This window comes from Mesorhizobium sp. dw_380, assembly GCF_018588885.1.
Taxonomy (GTDB): domain Bacteria; phylum Pseudomonadota; class Alphaproteobacteria; order Rhizobiales; family Rhizobiaceae; genus Mesorhizobium.
Map to the genome: position 1 here is coordinate 173,747 of NZ_JAFFIW010000008.1, position 22,624 is coordinate 196,370.

Genomic DNA, 22,624 nt, shown 5'->3' on the forward strand with positions numbered 1-22,624 from the left:
CGGTTATTCGGCAGCTGACGCCAGTGGCCTGACCCTGGCCATCATCGAGCGCAGCACCGCCGGTTTCAGCGGTTTGTTGATCACCGGAACGTCGAGCTGGCTTGCTGCTGCCCGCACCTCATTGGAACGGTCGGCTGTGACCAGCACAGCCGGCAGGTCGTCGCCATGGGCCGTGCGCAGCGTGGCGATGATGTCGAGACCGGTTTCGCCGTCGAGATGGTAGTCGGCAAGCACGATATCCGGGCGGTGGAGCCTGGCATTCTCCAGATCCCTTGAGCCGGACACCGTGTCGACATTGCATCCCCAGCCTTCGAGCAACAGCCGCATGCCTTCGAGGATGCGGGCGTCGTTGTCGATGCAGAGTACGCGCAGCCCGGCCAGCGAAGCCGCGGCGCGCGAGGGAACCTTGGTTTCGACCTCGCGTCGCGGCTTCTGCACCGCCGCGACGGGCAGGATGACGGAAAAGCGCGTGCCCTTGCCCGGATTGGAAAAGATGCGGATCTCCAGGCGCAGCACCCGGGCGATGCGGTCGACGATGGAGAGACCAAGGCCGAGGCCCTCGGCTTCGCGCGCGCCTTCATCCAGCCGGGTGAATTCGCGAAAGACCGTGTTCAGCTTGTCGCCGGCAATGCCGATGCCGGTGTCGATCACCTGGATTTCCGCCAGTTCGCCGCGCCGCCGCACACCGACCAGGATGCGGCCGTGGCGGGTATATTTAATCGCGTTGGACACGAGGTTCTGGATCAGGCGGCGCAACAGGTTGCGGTCGGTGGCCACCGTCAGCGATGACGGCATGATCGTCAGGCCGAGCTTTTTCTCGGCGGCCATCGGCCGAAAATCATTGCCGATCTGGCGCAGCAATCCATCGAGGTTGAAGGCGGTATCGTCCGGCTTCATCGCGCCGGCATCGAGGCGGGATATGTCGAGCACGGCGCCCAGAATGGTCTCGACCGATTCCAGCGAGGATTCGATGTTGACCGCCGCCTTGCCGGCCGGCCCCTTGCCGGCCTTCTCGATCAGCGAGGAGCAGTAGAGCCGGGCCGCGTTCAACGGCTGCAGGATGTCGTGGCCGGCGGCGGCGAGGAAGCGTGTCTTGCCGAGATTGGCCTCCTCGGCCAGCATCTGCGCCTGCGCCAGTTCCTCGTTGACCCGGGTCAGCTCGATGGTGCGGGTCTTGACGCGCTGTTCCAGCGATTCATTGGCGCGCTTCAGCGCCAGATCCTGCTCGACGCGCCCGGAAATGTCGGCATAGGTGGCGACGATGCCGCCGTCCGGCATCGGGTTGGACCGCAGTTCCAGGATGCGGCCGCTGGTCTTCAGCTCCATCTGCCAGGGGCTGACGAAGCTGGTCAGCCGGTTCAGCATCGCCACGCGCTGGTCGGCAGGGATGTCGCCGCGTTCGGCGAGATGGCGCAGGATCTGGTCGAGCGAGACGCCGACCTGGCCCATCTCGTCGGGCAGGTCGAACAGCGCCCGGTATTGGCGGTTCCAGCAGATCAGGCGGAAATCGCGGTCGAAGACGGTGATGCCCTGCTCCATCTGGTCAAGCGCGATCTGCAGGAGGTCGCGGTTGTGCTGCAGCGCCTCGGTGGCGTCGTCCAGCAGGCGGAAGGCATCGCGGGATTCGCGGTCATGGCGCCGAAACAGCAGCGACAGGATCAGCCGCGCCGACGAGGAGCCGACGGCGCTGGCCAAAAGCTGCTCGGAGAAGCGGATGACGTCCATGCTCGCCTGCTCGTTGCCGAGCAGCGAGGTGCCGTTGCTCTTCTCGAACGACTGGAAGGAGCGCTCCGTGCGCTCGACGCCGAGATAGCGCGCGATCGTGTCCTTGAGGTCGTTGACGGTGATGGCGGTGCGGAAGCGGCGCAAGCTCGGCATCGGACCGGCATCCCTTGGCACGAAGATCGACGCCTGGATGCGCTCCAGCGGCACCGACGCGCGCGACAGCGAACCAAGCACGAAAAACAGCGTGTTGATCGACAGGCTCCACAGCACGCCGTGGTTCAGTGGTTCGGCGACCGTGCCGAACAGGGCTTGCGGCCGCAGCGCCTCGAAGCCGAACAGCCCATGCACGACGATCTCGGTATCGGGCGCGACAAGCGAGGGCAAAAGCAGCGTATAGCCCCAGACGAGAATGCCGGCGACCATGCCAAGCGCTGCACCCCTGCCGTTGGCGCCGCGCCAGATCAGCCCACCGATCAGCGCCGGCGCGAACTGTGCGATGGCCGCGAAGGACATCAGGCCGATCGACGACAGGCGCGCGCTGTTGGTGCTCTCGCGGTAGTAGAGAAAGGCGATGAACAAGAGGATGAAGATCGCTCCGCGCCGCACGTTGAGGATCAGCGTCGACCAATCCTCGTTCTCGGAGGTCGAGGTCTTGAGCAGGCGGCGCACGAACAGCGGGATGACGAGGTCGTTGGAGATCATGATCGACAGCGCCACGCTTTCGACGATCACCATGGCCGTTGCCGCCGACAGGCCGCCGATGAAGGCTGCCATCGCCAAAAGATCATGGCCGCTGAACAGCGGCAGCGACAGCACATAGAGATCGCTGCTGGTCCCGGTGCCGACCAATGACAGGCCGGCAAAAGCGATCGGCAGCACGAAGAGGTTGATCGCCACGAGATAGAGGGGAAACACCCAGGTCGCGGTGCGCAATTCGGCCTCGCCGCGGTTCTCGACGATGGTGACGTAGAACTGCCGCGGCAGCATGATGATGGCAAAGCCGCTGAGGCCGGTCAGTACCAGCCAGGTGGCGAGCGAGGTGTTGTAGCCCATCGCCTGCCGCACCTCTGCATTCCTGGCAAGCTTGTCGAACATGTCGCCCGGGCCGCCGAAGATCAGGAAGGTGACCATCAGTCCGATCGCCAGGAAGGCGGCGAGCTTGACCACGGTTTCGACCGCCACCGCCAGCACCAGCCCGTCCTGGTGTTCGGTGGCGTCGGCGTGGCGGGTGCCGAACAGCACGGCAAACAGCGCCAGCAGCATCGCCACGACCAGCGAGATGTCGCTGACGAACGGATCGAAGGAGGGCGGCGATCCCGTATAATGCTCCACCATCAGGCTGACCGAGCCAGAGATCGCCTTCAACTGCAGCGCGATATAGGGCACCGCGCCGATGGTGGCGATCAGCGTGGCGATGGCGGCGACGGTGAAGCTCTTGCCGTAGCGCGCGCCGAGGAAGTCGGCGATCGAGGTGATCTTCTCGGTTTTGGCCAGCCGCACGATGCGGTTGAGCAGGGGAAAACCGAACACGAACACCAGCACCGGGCCGGTATAGATGCCGAGGAATTCGAGGCCGCGCTCGGACGAGAGACCGACCGAGCCGAAGAAGGTCCAGGAGGTGCAATAGATGGCCAGGCTGAGCGCATAGATGAACGGCCGTGCCCGGCCCGGGCCGGAAATGGCCGAGCGGCGGTCACCCAGGCTGGCGATGGCGAACAGCAACGTCACATAGGCGATCGCGATGATGACGATGAACAAGCCCTGCACGCTTGGTATTTCCTCCTTTGCCGTCTTTTTATCCGGCTTGTGCGAACGCAATCACAGCTTGAGCCCTAAGTCCATTGCGGCTTTGGCAGCATGGATCGCAGCCACGAGAACCCCGGAGCAAAGGCTAGGTGCCGGGCAACATGCCGCCAGGGAAGGAGAAGCGGTAGTTTTCCCCGTTTTGCCGATGTTGCAACCGCAGGTTTTTGTTATGTTGTCGCTGGTCGATGTCGCAAGGACGGACGGCAGCACGGCCGGTCATGACGAGGAGGGTCGAATGCTGAAAGAATTCCAGGAATTCATTTCCAAGGGCAACGTGATGGACTTGGCCGTCGGCGTCATCATCGGCGCTGCCTTTGGCAAGATCGTCGATTCCCTTGTCAACGACATCATCATGCCGATCGTCGGCGCGATTTTCGGCGGCCTGGACTTCAACAACTATTTCATCGGGCTTTCCTCAGCCGTCAACGCCACCTCTCTGGCGGACGCCAAGAAGCAAGGCGCTGTTTTTGCATATGGCAGCTTCATCACGGTGGTGCTGAACTTCATCATTCTCGCCTTCATCATCTTCCTGATGGTCAAGGCGGTGAACAACCTGCGCAGGCGGCTCGAGGCCGAGAAGCCCGCGCCTGCCGCCGCACCGCCGCCTGCCGACGTGCAGCTTCTGACCGAAATCCGCGATCTGCTCGCGAAGAAATAATTCGGCCAGGCATCGCTGGACCAAAACCCCGGTCGTTCGCGGCCGGGGTTTTCTGTTTTCGCATCTGGTAAAGAGCTGCAACCCTCAAGAGAAAGCGGATCTGTCCATGAGCCTGATCGAGACCTTGCGCGCTGAAGCCCGTGCGGCGCCCGAAAGCGGCATTGTCGCCGTCGTCAATTACGGGCGGCTGCGCGAAGGCATGATCCCGCTCTGGGCCGGAGAGGGCGACCTGCCGACGCCGGCCTTTATCACCGATGCCGCGTCCAAGGCGCTGGCCGGCGGCGAGACGTTCTACACCTGGCAGAGGGGTATCCCCGATCTCAGGCAGGCTTTGGCACGTTATTACGCCAGGCATTTCGCCAAGACCTTCCCCGAGGAGCATTTCATCGTCACCGGATCCGGCATGCATGCCATCCAGTTGGCGCTCGACGCGCTTGCAGGAGCCGGCGACGAAGTGATCTATTTGTCTCCTGCCTGGCCGAACTTCGACGCGGCCGCCGCGATTGCGGGAGCCGTTCCGGTGGCGGTCACGCTCGATCATTCCGGTAATGGCTGGTCCTGCGACGTCGAGAAGATCGCGGCGGCGATCACGCCGCGCACCAAGGCGCTGTTCATCAACACGCCGTCGAACCCGACCGGCTGGACCGCCGATCACGAGACCTTGCGGGCGATCCTCGATCTCGCTCGCGCCAAAAACCTTTGGATCATCGCCGACGAGATCTATTCGCTATTCCACTATAGTCATGGCCGCGCGCCATCCTTCCTCGACATCGCGGCAGCGGAAGACCGCATCCTGTTCGTCAACTCTTTTTCCAAGAATTGGGCGATGACCGGCTGGCGCGTCGGCTGGATCAAGACGCATCCGAGCTTGCAGCAGGTGTTCGAGAACCTGATCCAGTATTCGAATTCGGGTGTCGCCCAGTTCATGCAGCGCGGCGCGGTGGCCGCGCTTGACGAGGGCGATGCCTTCGTCGCCGAACAGGTGGAGCGGGCAAGAAAGGCGCGAGACCTGGTCTGCGGCATTCTCGGCGCCACCGGCCGCGCCCGGTTCACGGTGCCGCAGGGCGCCTTCTATCTGTTCTTCACCGTCGACGGCATCATCGATTCACGCACGGCCGCCTTCGACATCGTCGACAAGGCCAATGTCGGCCTGGCGCCGGGCACCGCTTTCGGCCCCGGCGGCGAGGCCTTCCTCAGGCTGTGCTTCCATCGCCGCCTCGACCAGCTCGAGGAAGCGGCGCACCGGCTAGCGAAATGGATGAAGAGCGTTTGAGCGGGCGGCGGCTTTAGCCGCTCCATGTTAGCCGCCCGACTTGGGCACCAGCAGGGGAATGATCCGGTCGCTCTTGGCCACCGATGGCCGTCCTGCCGAACCGTAGGGAATGCCGAGTGCGTCCCAGGTCTCGACCAGCGCGTCCTGCAATTCGGCGATCAGCGCGTCCGAATGGAACGGCGTCGGCGTGATGCGCAGCCGCTCCGTGCCGCGCGGCACGGTCGGGTAGTTGATCGGCTGGATGTAGATGCCGTGCACGCCAAGCAGGCGGTCGCTCGCCATCTTGCAGAGTTCCGGGTCGCCAACCAGCACCGGCACGATATGGGTGGGCGATTCCATCACCGGCAGGCCGGCGGCCGACAAGATCTGCTTGGTCCGGCTCGCTTGCTGCTGCTGGGCGTCGCGCTCGGCCTGCGAGCGCTTGAGATGGCGGATCGAGGTGGTGGCAGCGGCGGCGATCGCCGGCGGCAGCGCGGTGGTGAAGATGAAGCCCGGTGCGTAAGACCGCACCGCGTCGATGACCGCACTGGTGCCGGTGATATAGCCGCCCAGCGTGCCGAACGCCTTGGCCAGCGTGCCTTCGATGATGTCGATGCGGTCGGCGAGGCCCTCGCGCTCGGTGATGCCGCCGCCGCGCGGTCCGTACATGCCGACGGCATGGACCTCGTCGATATAGGTCATGGCGTTGTAGCGCTCGGCGAGTTCGACGATCTCTCTGATCGGCGCGATGTCGCCATCCATCGAATAGACGCTTTCGAAGACGATCAGCTTGGCGCGTTCGCGGCCGGCCGCCTGCAGCAGGCTTTCCAGATGGGCGACGTCATTGTGGCGGAAGATTTTCTTCTCGGCGCCCGAGCGCCGCACGCCTTCGATCATCGAGGCATGGTTCAGCTCGTCCGAAATGATCAGGCAATTGGGCAAAAGCCGCGCAATGGTCGAGATCGAGGCTTCGTTGGAGACGAAGCCGGAGGTGAAGACGAGGCCCGCTTCCTTGCCGTGCAGATCGGCAAGCTCATGCTCGAGCTCGACCAGCGGGTTCGAGGTGCCGGAAATGTTGCGGGTGCCGCCGGCGCCCGAACCCATCCGGCCGGCCGCGTTCTGGAACGCGGCGATGACGTCGGGATGCTGGCCCATGCCGAGATAATCGTTGGAGCACCAGACGGTGATTTCCTCGGCGCGGCCATTGGCGCGCCAGATGGCGCGCGGAAACTTGCCCGCGATGCGCTCAAGGTCGGCGAAGACACGATAGCGACGCTCCGCATGGAGCTGGTCGATCGCTTCTTCGAAGAACCGCTGGTAGTTCATGTCGGCTTCCCAATTTTGCGCGGGATCATAATCATTGCCCTATTGGTCGTCCACCGGGCCATTTTGGTCAAAATGCCACGCCCCGCACCTGTTTCTAACGGTGGCGGATCGTGGCCTATTCCCACTTCACGATACGCTCTGTGGATCACTTTTGTTTCAGCACGATGCCACATCACGTGAACGCCGGTAACCAGGGTTGTAATGGCCCAGCGGCGAGGTTTCCAGTAAGGCGGGGGTGAGACAGTTTCCGATAAATCTTGGAAAAAGCGAGGACGTGCATGACGGTTCTAGTGACAGGCGGCGCCGGCTATATCGGCAGCCATATGGTCTGGGAATTGCTGGATGCGGGCGAGAGCGTGGTCGTTCTCGACCGCCTGTCCACCGGCTTCGAATGGGCGGTGGCGCCGGAGGCAAGGCTGGTCGTCGGCGATGTCGCCGACAAGGAATTGGTCGGCGGCGTCATCAGGGACAATCATGTCGACGCGATCATCCATTTCGCCGGCTCCATCGTGGTTCCGGAATCGGTAGCCGACCCGCTCGGCTACTACGAGAACAACACCTGCAAGACCCGCACGCTGATCGAGACCGCGGTGCGCGAGGGCGTGCCCAATTTCATCTTTTCCTCGACCGCCGCCGTCTATGGCGGCGCCGGGCTGGAGCCGGTACGCGAAGATGCCCGCCTGGCACCCGAATCGCCCTATGGCCTGTCCAAGCTGATGAGCGAATGGATGCTGCGCGATGCCGCGATCGCGCACGGACTTCGCTACACCGCCCTGCGCTATTTCAACGTCGCCGGCGCCGATCCGAAGGGCCGTACCGGCCAGTCGACGCCGGGCGCCACCCATCTGATCAAGGTTGCCTGCGAGACGGCGCTCGGCAAGCGCCCGTTCATGCAGGTGTTCGGCACCGATTACCCGACGCCGGACGGGACCTGCATGCGCGACTACATCCATGTCAGCGACCTGGCGGCGGCGCATCGCCTCGCCCTGCAACGGCTGCGCGCCGGCGGCGCCAGCCTCGTCGCCAATTGCGGCTACAGCCATGGCTATTCGGTGCTCGAGGTCATCGACAGCGTGCGGCGCGCCTTCGGTCATGACTTCGAGGTCAAGATGGGCGACCGGCGTCCCGGCGATGCGGCGGCGGTGGTCGCCAATTCGGATCTCGCTCGCGCCGAACTCGGCTGGACCCCGCAGCGCGACGATCTCGACCAGATCGTTGCCGATGCGCTGGCCTGGGAACGCATCCTGACCGGCAAGAACTCCGCGCGCGGCTGAGCGGGGTTACCCGAGGGCTCGCAAGGCGTGCGGCGAAGCGCTATGGAAGGCGTTCGCGGTGAAGCGTGAAGGCGCTGGCCGCGGAGAGCTTTTGGGGGATGGCATGAAGATAACGGTGCTCGGGGCCGGCGTTGTCGGAACGGCGGCCGCCTATTATCTGGCCGCGGACGGCCATGAGGTCACCGTGATCGAGCGCCATGCGGCGCCGGCGCGCGGCACCAGCCAGTCGAATGCCGGCCTGGTGTCGCCGGGCGACGCCACCGCCTGGGCCTCGCCGGCGGCGCTGAAGACCTTTTTGCGCGGGCTCTACAATCATGATCTCGGCATTAAGGTGCGGCTGCGCTTCGATCCTTATTTCCTTGCCTGGAGTTTGCGCTTCCTGCGTCAGTGCACGAAAGAGCGCCTGCGCGCCAACAGCCAGGTCAAGCTGCGCCTGGCACTTTATTCGCGCGACTGCATCAACGCCATCTCCGCCGACACCGGCATTCATTATGACGAGCGCAAGAAGGGCATCCTCTATTTCTTCCGCTCGCAGCACAGCCTCGACACCGGCACCGACAATTACCGCTATCTGGCCGAGCATGGCTTGCCGATCGAGATCGTCGGCCGCGACCGGCTGGTCGAGCTTGAACCGGGCCTTGCCGGCGTGAGGGAAAAGATTGCCGGCGGCGTCTATTCGCCGATCGACCAGACCGGTGACTCCCGTCAGTTCGTCGAAAGGCTCGCCGCTCAAGCCGCCGAAAAGCTCGGTGTGAAGTTCCTCTACGGCACGACGGTCGAGGGCCTCGACATCGAGGGCGACCGGGTGCGCGCGGTAATGACCTCGGCCGGACCGATTGCCGGCGATGCCGTGGTCATCTCGATGGGGCCGGAAAGCGGCCTGCTCGGCCGCCGCTACGGAATCGACCTGCCCGTCTACCCGGTGAAGGGTTACACCGCGACTATACCCCTGGAGGATGAGAGCAAGGGGCCAACCATGGGCGGCGCCGACGAGGACCAGCTGATCGCCTATTCCAGGCTGGGCAACCGGCTGCGGCTCGCTTCGACCGCCGAATTCACCGGCTTCGACCGCACGCATAGGCCGAGCGACTTCGCCGCCATGTTCAGAACCGGCAAGGATCTGTTCCCCGGTGCCTTCGACGAGAAGAAAGCCGAACTCTGGGCCGGCCTGCGGCCGATGATGCCGAACTCCGTGCCGGTCATCGGCCAGGCGCGCTACAAAAACCTCTATCTCGACACCGGCCATGGCCATGTCGGCTGGACCATGGCCTGCGGCTCGGGAAAATTCCTCGCCGACCTCGTCGCCGGGCGAAAGCCGGAGATCGATCCGCAAGGGCTGGTCTACGTCAACTGAAGGAGCACTAATCGTCGTGTTGGCACCGAGTCCATTCGCCCTGCACCCATTCGGCAAGCCATCCGCGCTCAAGCTGGCCGATCTGTGCCAGGTTGTCCTGCCTGGCGGTCAGATGGCTGAGACCGACGACCTCGAAATCCCCGCAGTCTGCGGGGTGATCATGTTCGCCGCACGTCAGTTGCCACTCACCATCGGAATGATGAATGACCAGCGTCACTGGCCTCTCCGATCGAAAGACGTGCCCACATACAATTGCTCTGGTTTCCGACATCGAGACCCGTCACTGCACCAGTTTGACAAATATTTGACGACGATATGGACGATGCATCCGACTGACAGATGCAGCAACCCTGAGTGAAAAATGTCCGGTCCGCAAGTCGCCATCGACCTTGGCCGCATCGAGCGCAACGCCCGCACTATCGTCGACCGCTGCGGCCTGTCGGGCATCAAGGTGTTTGGCGTCACCAAGGGTACTTGCGGCATGCCGCAGGTGGCGCGCGCCATGCTGCGCGGCGGTGTCACCGGCATCGCCGAATCGCGCTTCGAGAACATCCGCCGGCTGCGCGACAGCGGCATCAACGCGCCGATCATGCTGCTGCGCAGCCCGCCGATGGCGCGTGTCGAGGAAGTGGTGCGCACCGTCGACATCAGCCTGCAGTCGGAACTGGCCACCATTCGCGAAATCGCCCGCATCGCCGAGCGCATGGGCCGCGTCCACGACATCATGCTGATGATCGATCTCGGCGATCTCCGGGAAGGTATCTGGCCGAACGACCTGATCCCCACGGTCGAGCAGATCCTGGCACTCAAGGGCGTCCGCATTGCCGGCATCGGCACCAATCTCGGCTGCTTCGGCGCCATCATGCCGACGCCGGAAAACCTTGGACAGCTCGTCGCCCATGCCTACAAGACCGAGCGTCTGTCCGGCAAAAGCCTCGACTGGATCTCGGGTGGCGCCTCGTCGTCGCTGCCGCTGCTGCTCGACGGCAAGCTGCCCGCCGGCATCAACAATCTCAGGGTCGGCGAGGCGATCCTGCAAGGCGGCGTCGAGACCTTCCGCGATGCGCCATGGGCTGAACTCGAACCGGATGCCTGCCGGCTGACCAGCGATATCATCGAGGTCAAGCTCAAGCCGTCACGGCCGATCGGCGAGTCCGGCTACGACGCTTTCGGCAACCAGCCGGTCTTCCCGGACGAGGGCGACAGGCTGCGCGCCATCGCCAATATTGGCCGCGAGGACGTGCTGGTCGAAGGGCTTACGCCGATCGCCAAGGGGGTGCGGGTGCTCGGCGCCTCCAGCGACCATCTCCTGCTCGACGTTCAGGACGCCGATCCGCCGCCCGCCGTCGGCGATCGCGTCGCCTTCCGCATGAGCTATGGCGCCATGCTGCTGGCGATGACCTCGGAATATGTCGAAAAAGCCCCGATGCACGACGTCGCGGATTTTTCCGGCCGCAAGATGGTATCAATCTCGGCAGAACGGGAAGCCACTGGCATCCTGGCCCGGGAGGGCACAGGCGCGCGGCTGGAGGCGATGGGTTTCGACGTCGTCGAACTGGCCGATATTGAGCGGCCGCCCTCGGGACTGATCCGGCTCGCCGCCGGCGCCGACCGCCGCATCGCGCACAAGGCGCTGACCGCAACGGCGCGCGCGACCCATTCCTTCGGCCTGATCTGGATCGATTCCATCGCCGCCCTGCTGCCCGAGGATGAGGACGGCATCGACCTGCCGGAGGGCTCGGTGCTGGCACGCAGCCTCGGCCTCGACCACAAGGCGGGCGCGCTGCAGCCGCAGCTGTCGCCGGAAAATGTCGTCATTGTCGGCCTGCGCCATGCTGATCCGGCCGAGGCGAGGGTGCTGAAGGATTCGCGTGTCTCGGCCTTCACCATGACCGACATTGACGCCATGGGCATGCGCGACCTGATGCATGAGGCGATCCGCATCGCCACTTCGGGCACGCAAGGTTTTCACGTCAGCTATTCGCCGACAGCCACCGAATTCGCCGGCTGGGCAGCCGGCTCAGGCGGGCTGACGGTACGCGAAACGCACCAGGCGATGGAGGCGATCGCGCTCTCCGGCGGTCTGCTGTCGATGGATGTCTCGGGCCTGACCGCGGATCTTGAGCCTCGGATCGGTACCGACTTGATCAACTTTGTCATGTCGGCCTTCGGCAAGCGGATCCTCTGATCAGCCCTGCGCTTCGATCGCCACGCTCCAGGCGCTGGCATAGTCCGCCCAGGCCCCGTCGGTCGGCGGTTCAACGCGCTCGCCCTTGCCGTGCGCCGAGACCTGATCCGATGCGAGGAGTGCGGCGCCGATGCTGGTGCCGGTGGCGGCCTCCGAGGCGACGACGGCACGTGCGGTCGCTGCTGCCAGCATGCCGACAAACAAACGGTTGCGGGCGAAAGGCCCTTCGACAATGGTCGGGCCGTCGGCGCCGATCAGGTCGAGGCAGATCGCCGTCATCAGCGCCAGATAGAACGAGACGGCGGCAAAGCGCTGGCCGTCGTTGATGCCGTCGTCGTCAAGCCATGTCGCGGCATGGTGCGGAAACGGTCCCGACCCGCGCTGGGTCGAGGGCAGCAGCATTGTCTTTCGCGTCAGTACGGTACTGATGTCGTCTTCGGTCCAGTTCTCCGGCTGGCCTTCTGTCAGCAACGAAAATTCGCGGCCACCCATGAAGCGGGCCGAGGGAACGGGATCACCGAGCGCGTTGACATTGACCAACGTGTCGCGCGCCGGGTCGAGCGTGACCGCCTTACCGCCGACCGCCATCGACACCACCCAGGTGCCGGTCGAGACGACCGAGAAGGGTGGCGCGTCGGACAGGAGATGCGGCAGCAGCGAGGCGTTGGAATCGTGCAGCCCGCAAAAGACAGGGATTCGCGGATCGAGGCCTGTGTGCGCCGCAAGCGCGGGCAGGATCGGGCCAAGGCGGTCCCTGGCCGGCCGCACCGGCGCCATCAGGCCGCGCCATTCCATATCGTCGACCAGCGATGAGAAATCCGCTTTCCACGGGTCCCACAGATCGGTGTGGCAGCCGAGCGAGGTCACCTCGTTGGCGGTGACCCCGGTCAGGCGCAGCGCCCAGTATTGCGGGTACATCAGCATCGCGGCGGCCTTGGCGAACTCCATCGGGAAGCTCTTCTGCTGCCAGAAGAACTGCGCGCCGAGATTGAGGCCGAGCGGCAGGCGCGGCGTGCCGGTCTCGGCAAAGGGCGGCCGGATTGCGTCATAGTCCGCCGCCAGCCTGTCGGGGCCATCGAACTCATAGTCGAGCACCGGCAGCACCAGTTCGCCCGCGGCATCGACCAGCGCGCCCGTCGCGCCGTGGGTGGTGATCGATATGGCGTCGATGCGCTGTTCGCGGTTGAGGCCGGCAAGACTATCGAGGATGAACGCCCACAGTCCCTCGACATCGTGATGCGGGTAGGGCGCCTGCCGCACCGGCGCATTCGCCATGCGGCGCAGCGCAACCTCGCTCAGCGTCAAGAGGTCGACCAGCGCCACCTTGGCGTTGGTCTTGCCGATGTCGATGACGGCAATGTGGCGCGGGGCACTCATGCCATGTGGAACACGGTTTCCAGCGGCTCGGCCACCGGCTCGTTGTCCGGCTTGGTCTCCATAAGGTCGGCCATGTCTGCCCACCAGCGCTGCATCACCGGATGCCCCGGCAATTCGTCCATGCCGTGGTCGTCGCGCCGCCACAGCACGCCAAACAGGATGTTGGTTTCCGCATCGAGATGGATCGAGTAGTCGGACACGCCGGCCTGCTTAAGCAGCGCGACCAGAGAAGGCCAGATCTCGTCGTGGCGATTCTTGTACTCGGCTTTCATGCCGGGCCTGAGCTTCATCCTGAATGCGTATTTCTCTGCCATCAGCGTCCTCCGCGCAGCCGTCGCCAGACGATCGGCAGGGCGATGACAATGATCAGCAGCAGGCCGATGAAGATCGACATGACGATGCCGGGCACGTTGAGCAGGCCGAGCCCGAAGGTCACCAGCCCCATGATGAAGGCGGCGAGCACGACGCCGACAATGCTGCCGGCACCGCCCAAAATGCTGACGCCGCCGAGCACCACCATGGTGATGACTTCCAGCTCGTAGCCCTGCGCGATCGACGGCCGCGTCGAGCCCAGCCGCGAGGTGATCAGCACCGAGGCGATGCCCGACATCAGCCCGGTCAGGCAGAACAGGATGAATTTGATGCGGCCGACGCGCACGCCGGAAAACTGTGCAGCGACCGGATTGTTGCCGATGGCAAAGACACGGCGGCCGAAACTCGTGCGATGCAGCAGGAACCAGTAGACGACGGCCGCGACGAGGAAGAGCACCAGTTCGAACGACACCACCCACCAGACATAGCCTTGGCCGAAGAAAGCGAAGCTTTCGGGATAGCCCTTATAGGCTTGGTCGCCGAGGATGATGAAGGCGGTGCCGCGAAACAGGCTCATCGTGCCGATTGTGACGACGATGGAGGGCAGGCCAAGCCTTGTCACCAGCAGCCCGTTGAAGGCACCGCAGCCGAGCCCGACGACGATGCCGATCAGCACCAGCACCGGCGTGCCGGCGCCGGCCTGCACGGCCATACCCATCATGGTCGAGGCCAGCGCGATGATCGCGGCCACCGACAGGTCGATCTCGCCCGATATGATCAGCAGCGCCATGGCAAAGGCGATCAGACCCTTCTCGGTGAAATTGAAGGTCAGGTCTGACAGCGAATAGGGGTCGAGGAAATAGGGAGAAGCGAAGCTGTTGATGGCGAAGATAGCGATAGCCACCACGACCAGCAGCGCTTCCCAGGAAAAGATCGCCGAAGAGAGCGGCTTGTCGAGCCGGTCGGGGATACGGCGCGGGGCTGGGATGTCGGTCATGCCGCTTCCGCCTTTCTCAGGATAATGCGGCCCTGCTGGCGTTCGCCGCGCGCGTTGAGCACGACGGCGAGGATGATGGCGCTGCCCGAAATCGCCATCTGCCAGAAAGGCGAGATGTTGATCACCGGCAGCGCGTTGGAGATGATGCCGAGGAACAGCGCCCCTAACACCGCGCCACCGACCGATCCGATGCCGCCGGCGATCGAGATGCCGCCAATGACGCAGGCGGCGATGATGTTGAGCTCGTAGCCGTTGGCGACCTCGACCGAGGCGATCACGTAGCGCGAGATCCAGAGGTAGCCGCAAAGCCCGCCGATCATGCCGGAGATGCAGAAGACGAGGAATTTCGTGCGGCCAACATCGATGCCGGCATAGACCGACGCGGTCGGGTTGACGCCGATGGCATAGATCGAGCGGCCGAGCGCGGTCCGTGTCATCACAACGAAGAACAGCCCGATGACCAGGATGGCGATCCAGGACAGCACCGGGATGCCAAGGAAGGCGGCGCGCTGGAAGCCGATGAACTCAGGGCTCATCTTGTCGGCATTGACCCACGCGCCCCCTGACAGGACGAAAGTGGCGCCGCGATAGATGGTGAGCGTGCCCAAAGTCACCACGATCGATGGGATGTTCAGCCGCCACACCAAAAGGCCATTGATGGCGCCGAGCACCAGCCCGACGGCCAGCGCGATGACGATCAGCAGCGGGATCGGGATCGCCGGGTGCGCGGCGTTGAGCATCGCCACCACCATGCCGGTGAAGCAGAGGTTCGACGCCATCGACAGGTCGATCGACCGGGTGAGGATGATGACCATCTGGCCGAGCGCCAGGATCATCAGGATCGAGGTGTCGTTGAACACCTGGCGCAGATTGCCCGGATCGGCAAAGGCCGGGAAACGGGTCGAGATCAGCCCGATCAAAACGACGATCGCCGCAAGCAGCCAGATTTCGCGGTGTTTCAGGAAAGCCTTCATGCCGCGATCCCCGCTGCCGTCCGGACCAGCGTCTCGGCATCCAGGCCCTTGTTGTCATAGACCGCCGCGATGAGGCCCTCGCGCATGACGACGACGCGGTCGGACATGCCGAGGATTTCGGGCAATTCCGACGACACCATGATCACCGAAAGGCCTTGCGCCACCAACTCGGCCATGAAGCCGTGCACGGCGGCCTTGGAGCCGATGTCGATGCCCTTGGTCGGCTCATCCAGAATGATCACCTTGGGCGCGGTCGCCAGCCATTTGGCGATAACGATCTTCTGCTGGTTGCCGCCCGACAGCGTGCCGACGTCCTGGCTGAGCGAAGAGGCGCGCAGGTCCAACCGCTCGGTGTAGGAACGGGCAAGTGAAAACTCCTCCGCCAGCCGCAGCAGGCCTGACTTGGAGGTGCGTTTGAGCGATGGCAGCGAGACGTTCTGGAAGATCGGCAGGCCGATCACCACGCCTTGTTTGCCGCGCTCCTCCGGCACGTAGACGATGCCGGCCTCGATCGAATCCGCCGCCGATTTCGGCACGATCACCTTGCCGTCCAGCGTGATCGTGCCGCCCGAGGTGCGGGTGATGCCTGAAATCGCCTGCATAACCTCGCTGCGTCCGGCGCCGACAAGACCGTAGAAGCCGAGGATTTCGCCCTTGTGCAACTCGAAGCCGATGTCGTTGAACTCGGTCGGGTGTGACAGGCCGGAGACGGAGAGCACCGGCGCGCCGATCTCGGCCTTGCGCTGCGGAAAGATGTGGTCGACCGAGCGGCCGACCATCATGCGTACGATCTGGCTCTGGCCGGCGTCCTTGATCAGGCCTTCGCCGACCATCTCGCCGTCGCGGAACACAGTGTAGCGGTCGGCGATGCGGTAGATCTCGTCGAACTTGTGGCTGATGAACAGGATCGCCTTGCCTTCGCTCTTGAGGAACTCGATCAGCAAAAAGAGCTCTTCGATCTCCTTCATCGAAAGGGCGGCGGTCGGCTCGTCCATGATGACGATCCGCGCGTCGATCGACATGGCGCGCGCCACGGCGACGAGATGCTTGTTGGCGATACCGAGGTCTTTCAGCCGGACGTCGGCGTCGATATGGCCGGCATGCATGGTGTCGAGCACTTCGCGCGCATTTTTGCGCATCGTGCGCCAGTCGATGGTGCCGAAACGCGTGCGCGGCGCATGACCGAGAAAGATGTTCTCGGCGACCGTCAAATCGTCGAACAGCACGGTTTCCTGATGGATCGCCGTGACGCCATGGCCAAAGGCGGCATGCGCGCTGGGCAGAGTGACGGTCTGGCCGTCGATGGTGATCGCACCCTCATCGGGCTGGTAGATGCCGGTCATGATCTTGACCAGCGTCGACTTGCCGGCGCCGTTCTCGCCGATCAGCGCGGTCACCTGGCCCGGATAGAGCGACAGGCTGACATTGTGCAGCGCGCGCACGCCGGGAAAGCTTTTCGAGATGCCGGACAGCGTCAGGCGTGGTGCCGTCTCACCCGACCCCTTGGGGGGAGGGTCGCGAACGATTTGAGCGGGGTGGGGGTTGTCTAGCATATCAAGGTCCTGGTGCATGGAGATGTCGCCACCCCCACCCCGTCTCGCCTGCATCGCGTCGCGAAGCCGGCTCGCCGACCCTCCCCACGAGGGGGAGGGTGGTGCGAGCGTCCGAGATCAATAGATCTTGGAGAACTTCTCGATGTTGGACTTGTCGAACTGGAAGGGCGGGGCCATCGCAGCCGAGTTGCTGTCGTCGAGCGTGACCTTGCCGACGCGGCCGATCGACAGTGTCGCGCCGGGCTTGGCCTCTTCCTTCTTCACCGCCAGGTCATGGGCGAGATAGACGGCGGAGTAGCCGAGGTCGATCGGGTTCCAGAGGGCCACCGCCTGGCTTGCGCCGTTGTCGATGAACTTCTTGAACTCGGACGGCAGCGCGAGGCCGGTGACATTGACCTTGCCGATCAGGTTCTCGTCGGTGACGACCTGGGCGGCGGCGACGACGCCGACGGTGGTCGGCGCAATGATCGCCTTGAGGTTCGGATAGGACTTCAACAGGCCCTTGGCTTCGTCGGTGCTTTTGGCCGAGTCGTCATCGCCATAGACGGTGGCGACCAGCTTGATCTTCGGGAACTTCTCCGGCAGCACCTTCTTGGCCGCATCGATCCAGGCGTTCTGATTGGTCGCGGTCGAGGAGGCCGACAGGATGGCGACGTCGCCGCCCTCAGGCAGATAGTCGGCGGCGAGCTTGATGATCGTTTCGCCGATCAGGCCCGTGTCGGAAGGGTTGAGGTGAAGCTGGCGGCCTTCCTTGGCGACCCCGGAATCCCACGAGATGACGGTGATGCCGCGCTCCATGGCCTTCTTCAGCACCGGCACCAGCGCGTCGGCGTCATTGGCCGAAATCGCGATGGCGTTGACCTTCTGGGCGATCAGCGAATTGACCACTTCGATCTGCGCTTCAGCGGTCGCCTTGGTCGGGCCGGTGTAGATGATGTCGACGTCGCCGAGTTCCTTGGCCGCCTCTTCGGCGCCCTTGTTGGCGGCATCGAAGAAGCCGTTGCCGAGCGACTTCACCACCAGCGCGATCTTGACGTTTTCTGCGTAGGCGGCATTCACGAACATGGCGGCGGAAAACGCCGCTGTAACCATCAATTTCTTCAGAAAGCTCATCGAATTTCCTCCCTTGAGCGTTGCATTCCATCGCCGCTGCGGGCGTGAGTTGACCTCAGGCCTGCAGTGAAGATTCTTCCTTTGCCGATTTGCGGGCGACGATCAGCGTCACCCCCGCGGTCTCCAACATCTTGGCTTCCCGATCCTCGATGCCGTCGTCGGTGATGACGGTGGCGATGCGCGATAGGCCACACAGGATGAGGCTGGAGCGCTTGCGGAATTTCGAGGAATCGACCAGCACCACCAGTTCGTCGGCCTGGTCGATCAGCTTCTGTTCCGCCTGGATCAAGAGAGGGTCGCCTTCCATCAGCCCGAGCGGCCCCAACCCTTGAGCGCCCATGAACATGCGGCGCGCATAGAAATTGCGCGTCACGTCATTGTCGAAGGGCGACAGGATGATGTTCTGCTCGCGGTAGATCGTGCCACCCGACAGCATCACCGTGTTCTTGGAGTGCTTGAGCAGGTGCTCGGCGATGGGGAACGAATTGGTGAAGATCGGCATGCGGCGGCCGGTCAGGAAATGCACCATCTGGAAAGTAGTGGTGCCGCCATTGATGATGATCGGCTCGCCATCCCCACACAATTCGACCGCTTCGCGGGCGATTGCCCGCTTTTGTGATGCGTTGAGCGTTTCGTTGACGGAAAAGGGCCGGCCGGCGAGCCCAATGAACTGCGGCGGAGAGATCGCTTCGGCGCCGCCGCGCACCCGGCGCAGGCGTTTTTGCACGTGAAGAGCCGCTATGTCGCGCCGGATCGTCGCCTCGGAGGACTCCGTCAGGTCGACCATTTCCTGCACCGTCACCACAGGCTTTTCCTGGACGGCGGATAGAATGATCCTATGGCGCTCTTTTTCGTGCATGGTTCCTCCCTGCCTAGCCATCTGGCACTAGAAAACGAGCAGTGTCAATCATTTCCGATCATATAATTTCATTGTGCAGTGCAATATGATCGATATTGATCGTTTGTGATTGACAAGCGGCCTGCTTGCGTAGACATTCCCGACAAAATGGACCGCGCTTTTTTGCGTCCCAGGGAGGATACCTATGCTCGACAAGCGCTCCGGCTCGCGCCTGGCCAATCTTTGGGATGATGCGAAAGCCAAGGGGATGAGCGACCCTGAGCTATTGGTCTATCGTTCGAACACGCTCGGTTCCGACAAGCGCGTCACCAATTATGGCGGCGGCAACACGTCCTCGAAGATCTGGCAGAAGGACCCGCTCAGCGGCGAGAACGTCGAAGTGCTGTGGGTCAAGGGCTCGGGCGGCGACAGCGCCTCGATCAAAACAGATGGCTTTGCCACGCTCTACATGGACAAGCTGCGCGCGCTGAAAGGTCTTTATCGCGGCGTCGAGCACGAGGACGAGATGGTGGGATATCTGCCCCACTGTACCTTCAACCTCAATCCGCGCGCGGCCTCGATCGACACGCCGCTGCATGCCTACGTGCCGAAGCCTTTTGTCGATCACATGCATCCCGATGCCATCATCGCCATCGCCGCAGCGAAGGATTCGAAGGCGCTGACCAAGGAGATCTTTGGCGATACCATCGGCTGGTTGCCGTGGAAGCGTCCTGGCTTCGAATTGGGTCTGTGGCTTGAGAAATTCTGCCTCGAACATCCGGACGCCAAAGGCGTCATCCTCGAAAGCCACGGCTTGTTCACCTGGGGCGACACGCCCAAGGAATGCTACGAAACGACGATCTCGGTGATCAACCAGGCGATCGAATGGTTCGAGCGTCGCTCCGAGGGCGTCGCCATATTCGGTGGCGAAGTGGTGAAGTCGCTCGACGCCGCCGCACGCCGTGCCATCGCGGCAAAACTGATGCCGAAAATCCGCGGCCTGATCTCGGAAAAGAGCCACAAGCTCGGCCATTTCGACGATTCCGCCGCCGTGCTCGAATTCGTCAACTCCAGGGATTTGCGTCCGCTGGCCGCACTCGGCACCTCATGCCCCGACCATTTCCTGCGCACCAAGATCCGGCCGCTGGTCATCGAGTTCGATCCGGCAAAGCCTGATGTCGATGCCGTCATCGCACGCCTCGCCGACGACGTTGCCGCCTATCGTGTGGGCTACCAGGCCTATTACGACAGCTGCAAGCATCCGGACTCGCCGGCCATCCGCGATCCCAATGCCGTGGTCTACCTGATGCCGGGCGTCGGCATGTTCACCTTCGCCGGCGACAAGGCGACGGCGCGCATCTCGGGCGAATTCTACGTCAACGCCATCAATGTCATGCGCGGCGCCTCGACCGTCTCTTCCTATGTCGGCCTGCCGGCGCAGGAAGCCTTCGACATCGAATACTGGCTGCTCGAGGATTTGAAGCTGCAGCGCATGCCGAAGCCGAAGTCGCTTGCCGGCCAGATCGCGCTGGTCACCGGCGGCGCCGGCGGCATCGGCCGCGCGACGGCGAACCGGCTGCTGCGCGAGGGCGCCTGCGTCGTACTGGCCGACATCGATGAAGCAGCGCTCGCCAGCGCCAATGACGAATTGGCCAAGGCCTACGGCAAGGATTTCGTCCGGCCGGTGGTGATCAACGTCACCTCGGAGGATCAGGTGGTCGCCGGCTTTGCCGAAACGGCGGTCGAGTTCGGCGGGATCGACATTCTGGTGTCCAATGCCGGTCTCGCCTCCTCGGCGCCGATCGAGGAAACCACACTGGCGCTGTGGAACAAGAACATGGACATCCTGTCGACCGGCTATTTCCTGGTGTCGCGAGAAGCGTTCCGGCTGTTCCGGGTACAGAAGATCGGCGGCAATGTCGTCTTCGTCGCCTCCAAGAACGGGCTTGCCGCCTCGCCCAACGCCGCCGCCTATTGCACCGCCAAGGCCGCCGAGATCCATCTCGCCCGCTGCCTGGCGCTGGAAGGTGCGGAAGCGCAGATCAGGGTCAACGTCGTCAATCCGGACGCCGTCCTGCGCGGCTCGAAGATCTGGACCGGCGAGTGGAAGGAACAGCGCGCCGCCGCCTACAAGATGTCGACCGACGACCTCGAGGAACATTACCGCTCGCGCTCGATGCTGAAGCGCTCGGTCTTTCCGGAGGACATCGCCGAAGCGATCTATTTCTTCGCTTCCGACATGTCGGCCAAGTCGACCGGCAACATCATCAATGTCGACGCCGGCAACGCGCAGAGCTTTACACGCTGAGCAAATGTCGAAGCGCTTCCCTTCTCCCCGTCACTATACGAGGAGAAGGTGCCGGCAGGCGGATGAGGGGCAGCGCTGACTGAACGCATTTTGGGAGGAACAGCCGTGTCCGAAACCATCATCTCCGCCGACATCGTCGACAAGGACAATGCCGCCCGCAAGGCCAATCTCGAGCGTGATTACGCCTCGCTCGGCGAGCGCCTCGACCGCCGCGGCATCGCCATCGATGCTATCCGGGACAAGGTCGAGAAATTCGCCGTGGCCATCCCCTCCTGGGGCGTCGGCACCGGCGGAACCCGCTTTGCCCGCTTTCCCGGCGCTGGTGAGCCGCGCGACATCTTCGACAAGATCGAGGATTGCGCCGTCATCAAGCAGCTCACCCAGGCGACCCCGACCGTGTCCCTGCACATTCCGTGGGACAAGGCCGATCCGAACCGCCTGAAGCAGGCCGCCTCGCGCTTCGGTTTAGCGTTCGACGCCATGAACTCCAACACCTTCTCGGATGCCAGGGACCAAAAACTCTCCTACAAATTCGGCTCGCTCTCGCATGCCGACGCCGGCACGCGCCGGCAAGCGGTCGAGCACAATCTCGAATGCATCGAGATCGGCAGGACGCTTGGCTCAAAGGCGCTGACGGTGTGGATCGGCGACGGCTCGAACTTTCCGGGCCAGGTCAATTTCGCCAGGGCGTTCGAGCGCTATCTCGACGCCATGAAAGAGGTCTATGCCGGGCTGCCCAGCGACTGGAAGCTGTTCACCGAACACAAGATGTACGAACCGGCCTTCTATTCCACCGTCGTGCAGGACTGGGGCACCAACTACATCATCGCCAAGGAGCTCGGCGATAAGGCTTTCTGCCTGGTCGACCTTGGCCATCACGCGCCCAACGTCAACATCGAGATGATCGTGTCGCGGCTGATCCAGTTCAGGAAACTCGGCGGCTTCCACTTCAACGATTCCAAATATGGCGACGACGATCTCGATGCCGGGTCGATCGATCCTTACCGGCTGTTCCTGGTCTTCAACGAACTGGTCGATGCCGAACTGTCCGGCGCCGAGGGTTTCGATCCGGCCCATATGCTCGACCAGAGCCACAACGTCACCGATCCGATCGAAAGCCTGATGCTGTCGGCGGTCGAGGTGCAGCGCGCCTATGCGCAGGCGCTGCTGGTCGACCGCAAGGCGCTGGAAGGCCATCAGGAGACCAATGACGCGCTGATGGCGACGCAGACGCTGAAGGCAGCCTACCGCACCGATGTCGAGCCGATTCTGGCCATGGCACGGCTCAGGACCGGGGGGGCCATCGACCCGGTCGCTGTCTATCGCGATGCCGGCTATCGCGCGAAGGTGGCGGCGGAGCGGCCGGCGGTCGCCAGCGGCGGCGGCGGGATTGTTTGAAGGCAAGTCGGCGATTGCTTCAAGCAGGCGTTCGATAGCTGTCGGCGTCGGCGCTGCCCCTCATCCGCCTGCCGGCACCTTCTCCCCGTAGAACGGGGAGAAGTTCGCTGGCCGCGACCTTGGCAGCTCTTTTCCTACGCTGACGATTGGCGAAACCGATGAGAGCGCCTC

The 22,624-nt window shown here is 63.6% G+C and carries 17 protein-coding genes; 7 read left to right on the top strand and 10 right to left on the bottom strand.

What is annotated here, in order from left to right; all coding sequences use genetic code 11:
* Positions 1-3 precede the first annotated feature (3 nt).
* Positions 4-3,492: a PAS domain-containing hybrid sensor histidine kinase/response regulator gene (locus tag JT360_RS10960; RefSeq protein WP_214471602.1), complete on the bottom strand. Its 3,489-nt coding sequence runs from the start codon at positions 3,490-3,492 to the stop codon at positions 4-6.
* 274 nt (positions 3,493-3,766) lie between these two features.
* On the opposite strand from JT360_RS10960, the gene mscL reads away from it, so the two are divergent.
* Positions 3,767-4,189: a large conductance mechanosensitive channel protein MscL gene (gene mscL / locus JT360_RS10965; protein WP_214471686.1), complete on the top strand. Its 423-nt coding sequence runs from the start codon at positions 3,767-3,769 to the stop codon at positions 4,187-4,189.
* Between the two features lie 106 nt (positions 4,190-4,295).
* Positions 4,296-5,462 (top strand): pyridoxal phosphate-dependent aminotransferase, encoded by a 1,167-nt coding sequence (locus JT360_RS10970; RefSeq protein WP_214471604.1) that lies wholly within the window; start codon positions 4,296-4,298, stop codon positions 5,460-5,462.
* Positions 5,463-5,489: 27 nt separating this feature from the next.
* On the opposite strand, the gene hemA is transcribed toward JT360_RS10970, so the two are convergent.
* On the bottom strand, positions 5,490-6,767 hold the full coding sequence (hemA, locus tag JT360_RS10975) for a 5-aminolevulinate synthase (RefSeq protein ID WP_214471606.1): 1,278 nt from the start codon (positions 6,765-6,767) through the stop codon (positions 5,490-5,492).
* A 278-nt stretch (positions 6,768-7,045) separates the two neighbouring features.
* Here hemA and galE point away from each other — a divergent pair, with 278 nt between their 5' ends.
* Together galE and JT360_RS10985 are read left to right on the top strand one after the other, a co-directional pair.
* The gene (gene galE / locus JT360_RS10980) at positions 7,046-8,041 is read left to right on the top strand and encodes a UDP-glucose 4-epimerase GalE (RefSeq protein ID WP_214471607.1); all 996 of its coding nucleotides are present in this window, start codon (positions 7,046-7,048) and stop codon (positions 8,039-8,041) included.
* A 103-nt stretch (positions 8,042-8,144) separates the two neighbouring features.
* On the top strand, positions 8,145-9,395 hold the full coding sequence (locus JT360_RS10985) for a D-amino acid dehydrogenase (protein ID WP_214471608.1): 1,251 nt from the start codon (positions 8,145-8,147) through the stop codon (positions 9,393-9,395).
* Between the two features lie 7 nt (positions 9,396-9,402).
* On the opposite strand, the gene JT360_RS10990 is transcribed toward JT360_RS10985, so the two are convergent.
* A complete protein-coding gene (locus JT360_RS10990; protein ID WP_214471609.1) occupies positions 9,403-9,612 on the bottom strand; it encodes a hypothetical protein in 210 nt (69 codons plus the stop codon).
* A gap of 144 nt (positions 9,613-9,756) precedes the next feature.
* On the opposite strand from JT360_RS10990, the gene JT360_RS10995 reads away from it, so the two are divergent.
* Positions 9,757-11,583, top strand: coding sequence for an alanine racemase (locus JT360_RS10995; RefSeq protein ID WP_214471610.1), 1,827 nt, complete (start codon positions 9,757-9,759; stop codon positions 11,581-11,583).
* Here the strand turns inward: JT360_RS10995 and JT360_RS11000 are convergent, their stop codons facing one another.
* The 7 genes from JT360_RS11000 to JT360_RS11030 form a co-directional block, all read right to left on the bottom strand.
* Complete coding sequence (locus JT360_RS11000) at positions 11,584-12,960, bottom strand: FGGY-family carbohydrate kinase (protein WP_214471611.1); 1,377 nt, start codon at positions 12,958-12,960, stop codon at positions 11,584-11,586.
* Entirely contained in the window at positions 12,957-13,274 is a 318-nt protein-coding gene (gene rhaM, locus JT360_RS11005; RefSeq protein WP_214471612.1) for an L-rhamnose mutarotase, read from the bottom strand. The genes JT360_RS11000 and rhaM overlap by 4 nt, the downstream gene beginning before the upstream one ends.
* The gene (locus JT360_RS11010) at positions 13,274-14,269 is read right to left on the bottom strand and encodes an ABC transporter permease (RefSeq protein ID WP_214471614.1); all 996 of its coding nucleotides are present in this window, start codon (positions 14,267-14,269) and stop codon (positions 13,274-13,276) included. The genes rhaM and JT360_RS11010 overlap by 1 nt, the downstream gene beginning before the upstream one ends.
* Positions 14,266-15,243 carry an ABC transporter permease gene (locus tag JT360_RS11015; protein WP_214471616.1) on the bottom strand — a complete coding sequence of 326 codons (978 nt, stop codon included), beginning with the start codon at positions 15,241-15,243 and terminating at the stop codon, positions 14,266-14,268. Before JT360_RS11015 ends, JT360_RS11010 begins: the two co-directional genes overlap by 4 nt.
* Complete coding sequence (locus JT360_RS11020) at positions 15,240-16,796, bottom strand: sugar ABC transporter ATP-binding protein (RefSeq protein WP_214471617.1); 1,557 nt, start codon at positions 16,794-16,796, stop codon at positions 15,240-15,242. Before JT360_RS11020 ends, JT360_RS11015 begins: the two co-directional genes overlap by 4 nt.
* A 117-nt stretch (positions 16,797-16,913) precedes the next feature.
* Complete coding sequence (rhaS, locus tag JT360_RS11025) at positions 16,914-17,909, bottom strand: rhamnose ABC transporter substrate-binding protein (protein ID WP_214471619.1); 996 nt, start codon at positions 17,907-17,909, stop codon at positions 16,914-16,916.
* Positions 17,910-17,964: 55 nt separating this feature from the next.
* Entirely contained in the window at positions 17,965-18,768 is an 804-nt protein-coding gene (locus tag JT360_RS11030) for a DeoR/GlpR family DNA-binding transcription regulator (protein WP_214471621.1), read from the bottom strand.
* A gap of 184 nt (positions 18,769-18,952) precedes the next feature.
* Between JT360_RS11030 and JT360_RS11035 the strand changes: the two genes are divergently transcribed.
* Both JT360_RS11035 and rhaI read left to right on the top strand, forming a co-directional pair.
* A complete protein-coding gene (locus JT360_RS11035; RefSeq protein WP_214471622.1) occupies positions 18,953-21,055 on the top strand; it encodes a bifunctional rhamnulose-1-phosphate aldolase/short-chain dehydrogenase in 2,103 nt (700 codons plus the stop codon).
* 105 nt (positions 21,056-21,160) lie between these two features.
* Positions 21,161-22,453, top strand: a complete 1,293-nt coding sequence (rhaI, locus tag JT360_RS11040; RefSeq protein WP_214471624.1) for an L-rhamnose catabolism isomerase — start codon at positions 21,161-21,163, stop codon at positions 22,451-22,453.
* Positions 22,454-22,624: the final 171 nt, after the last annotated feature.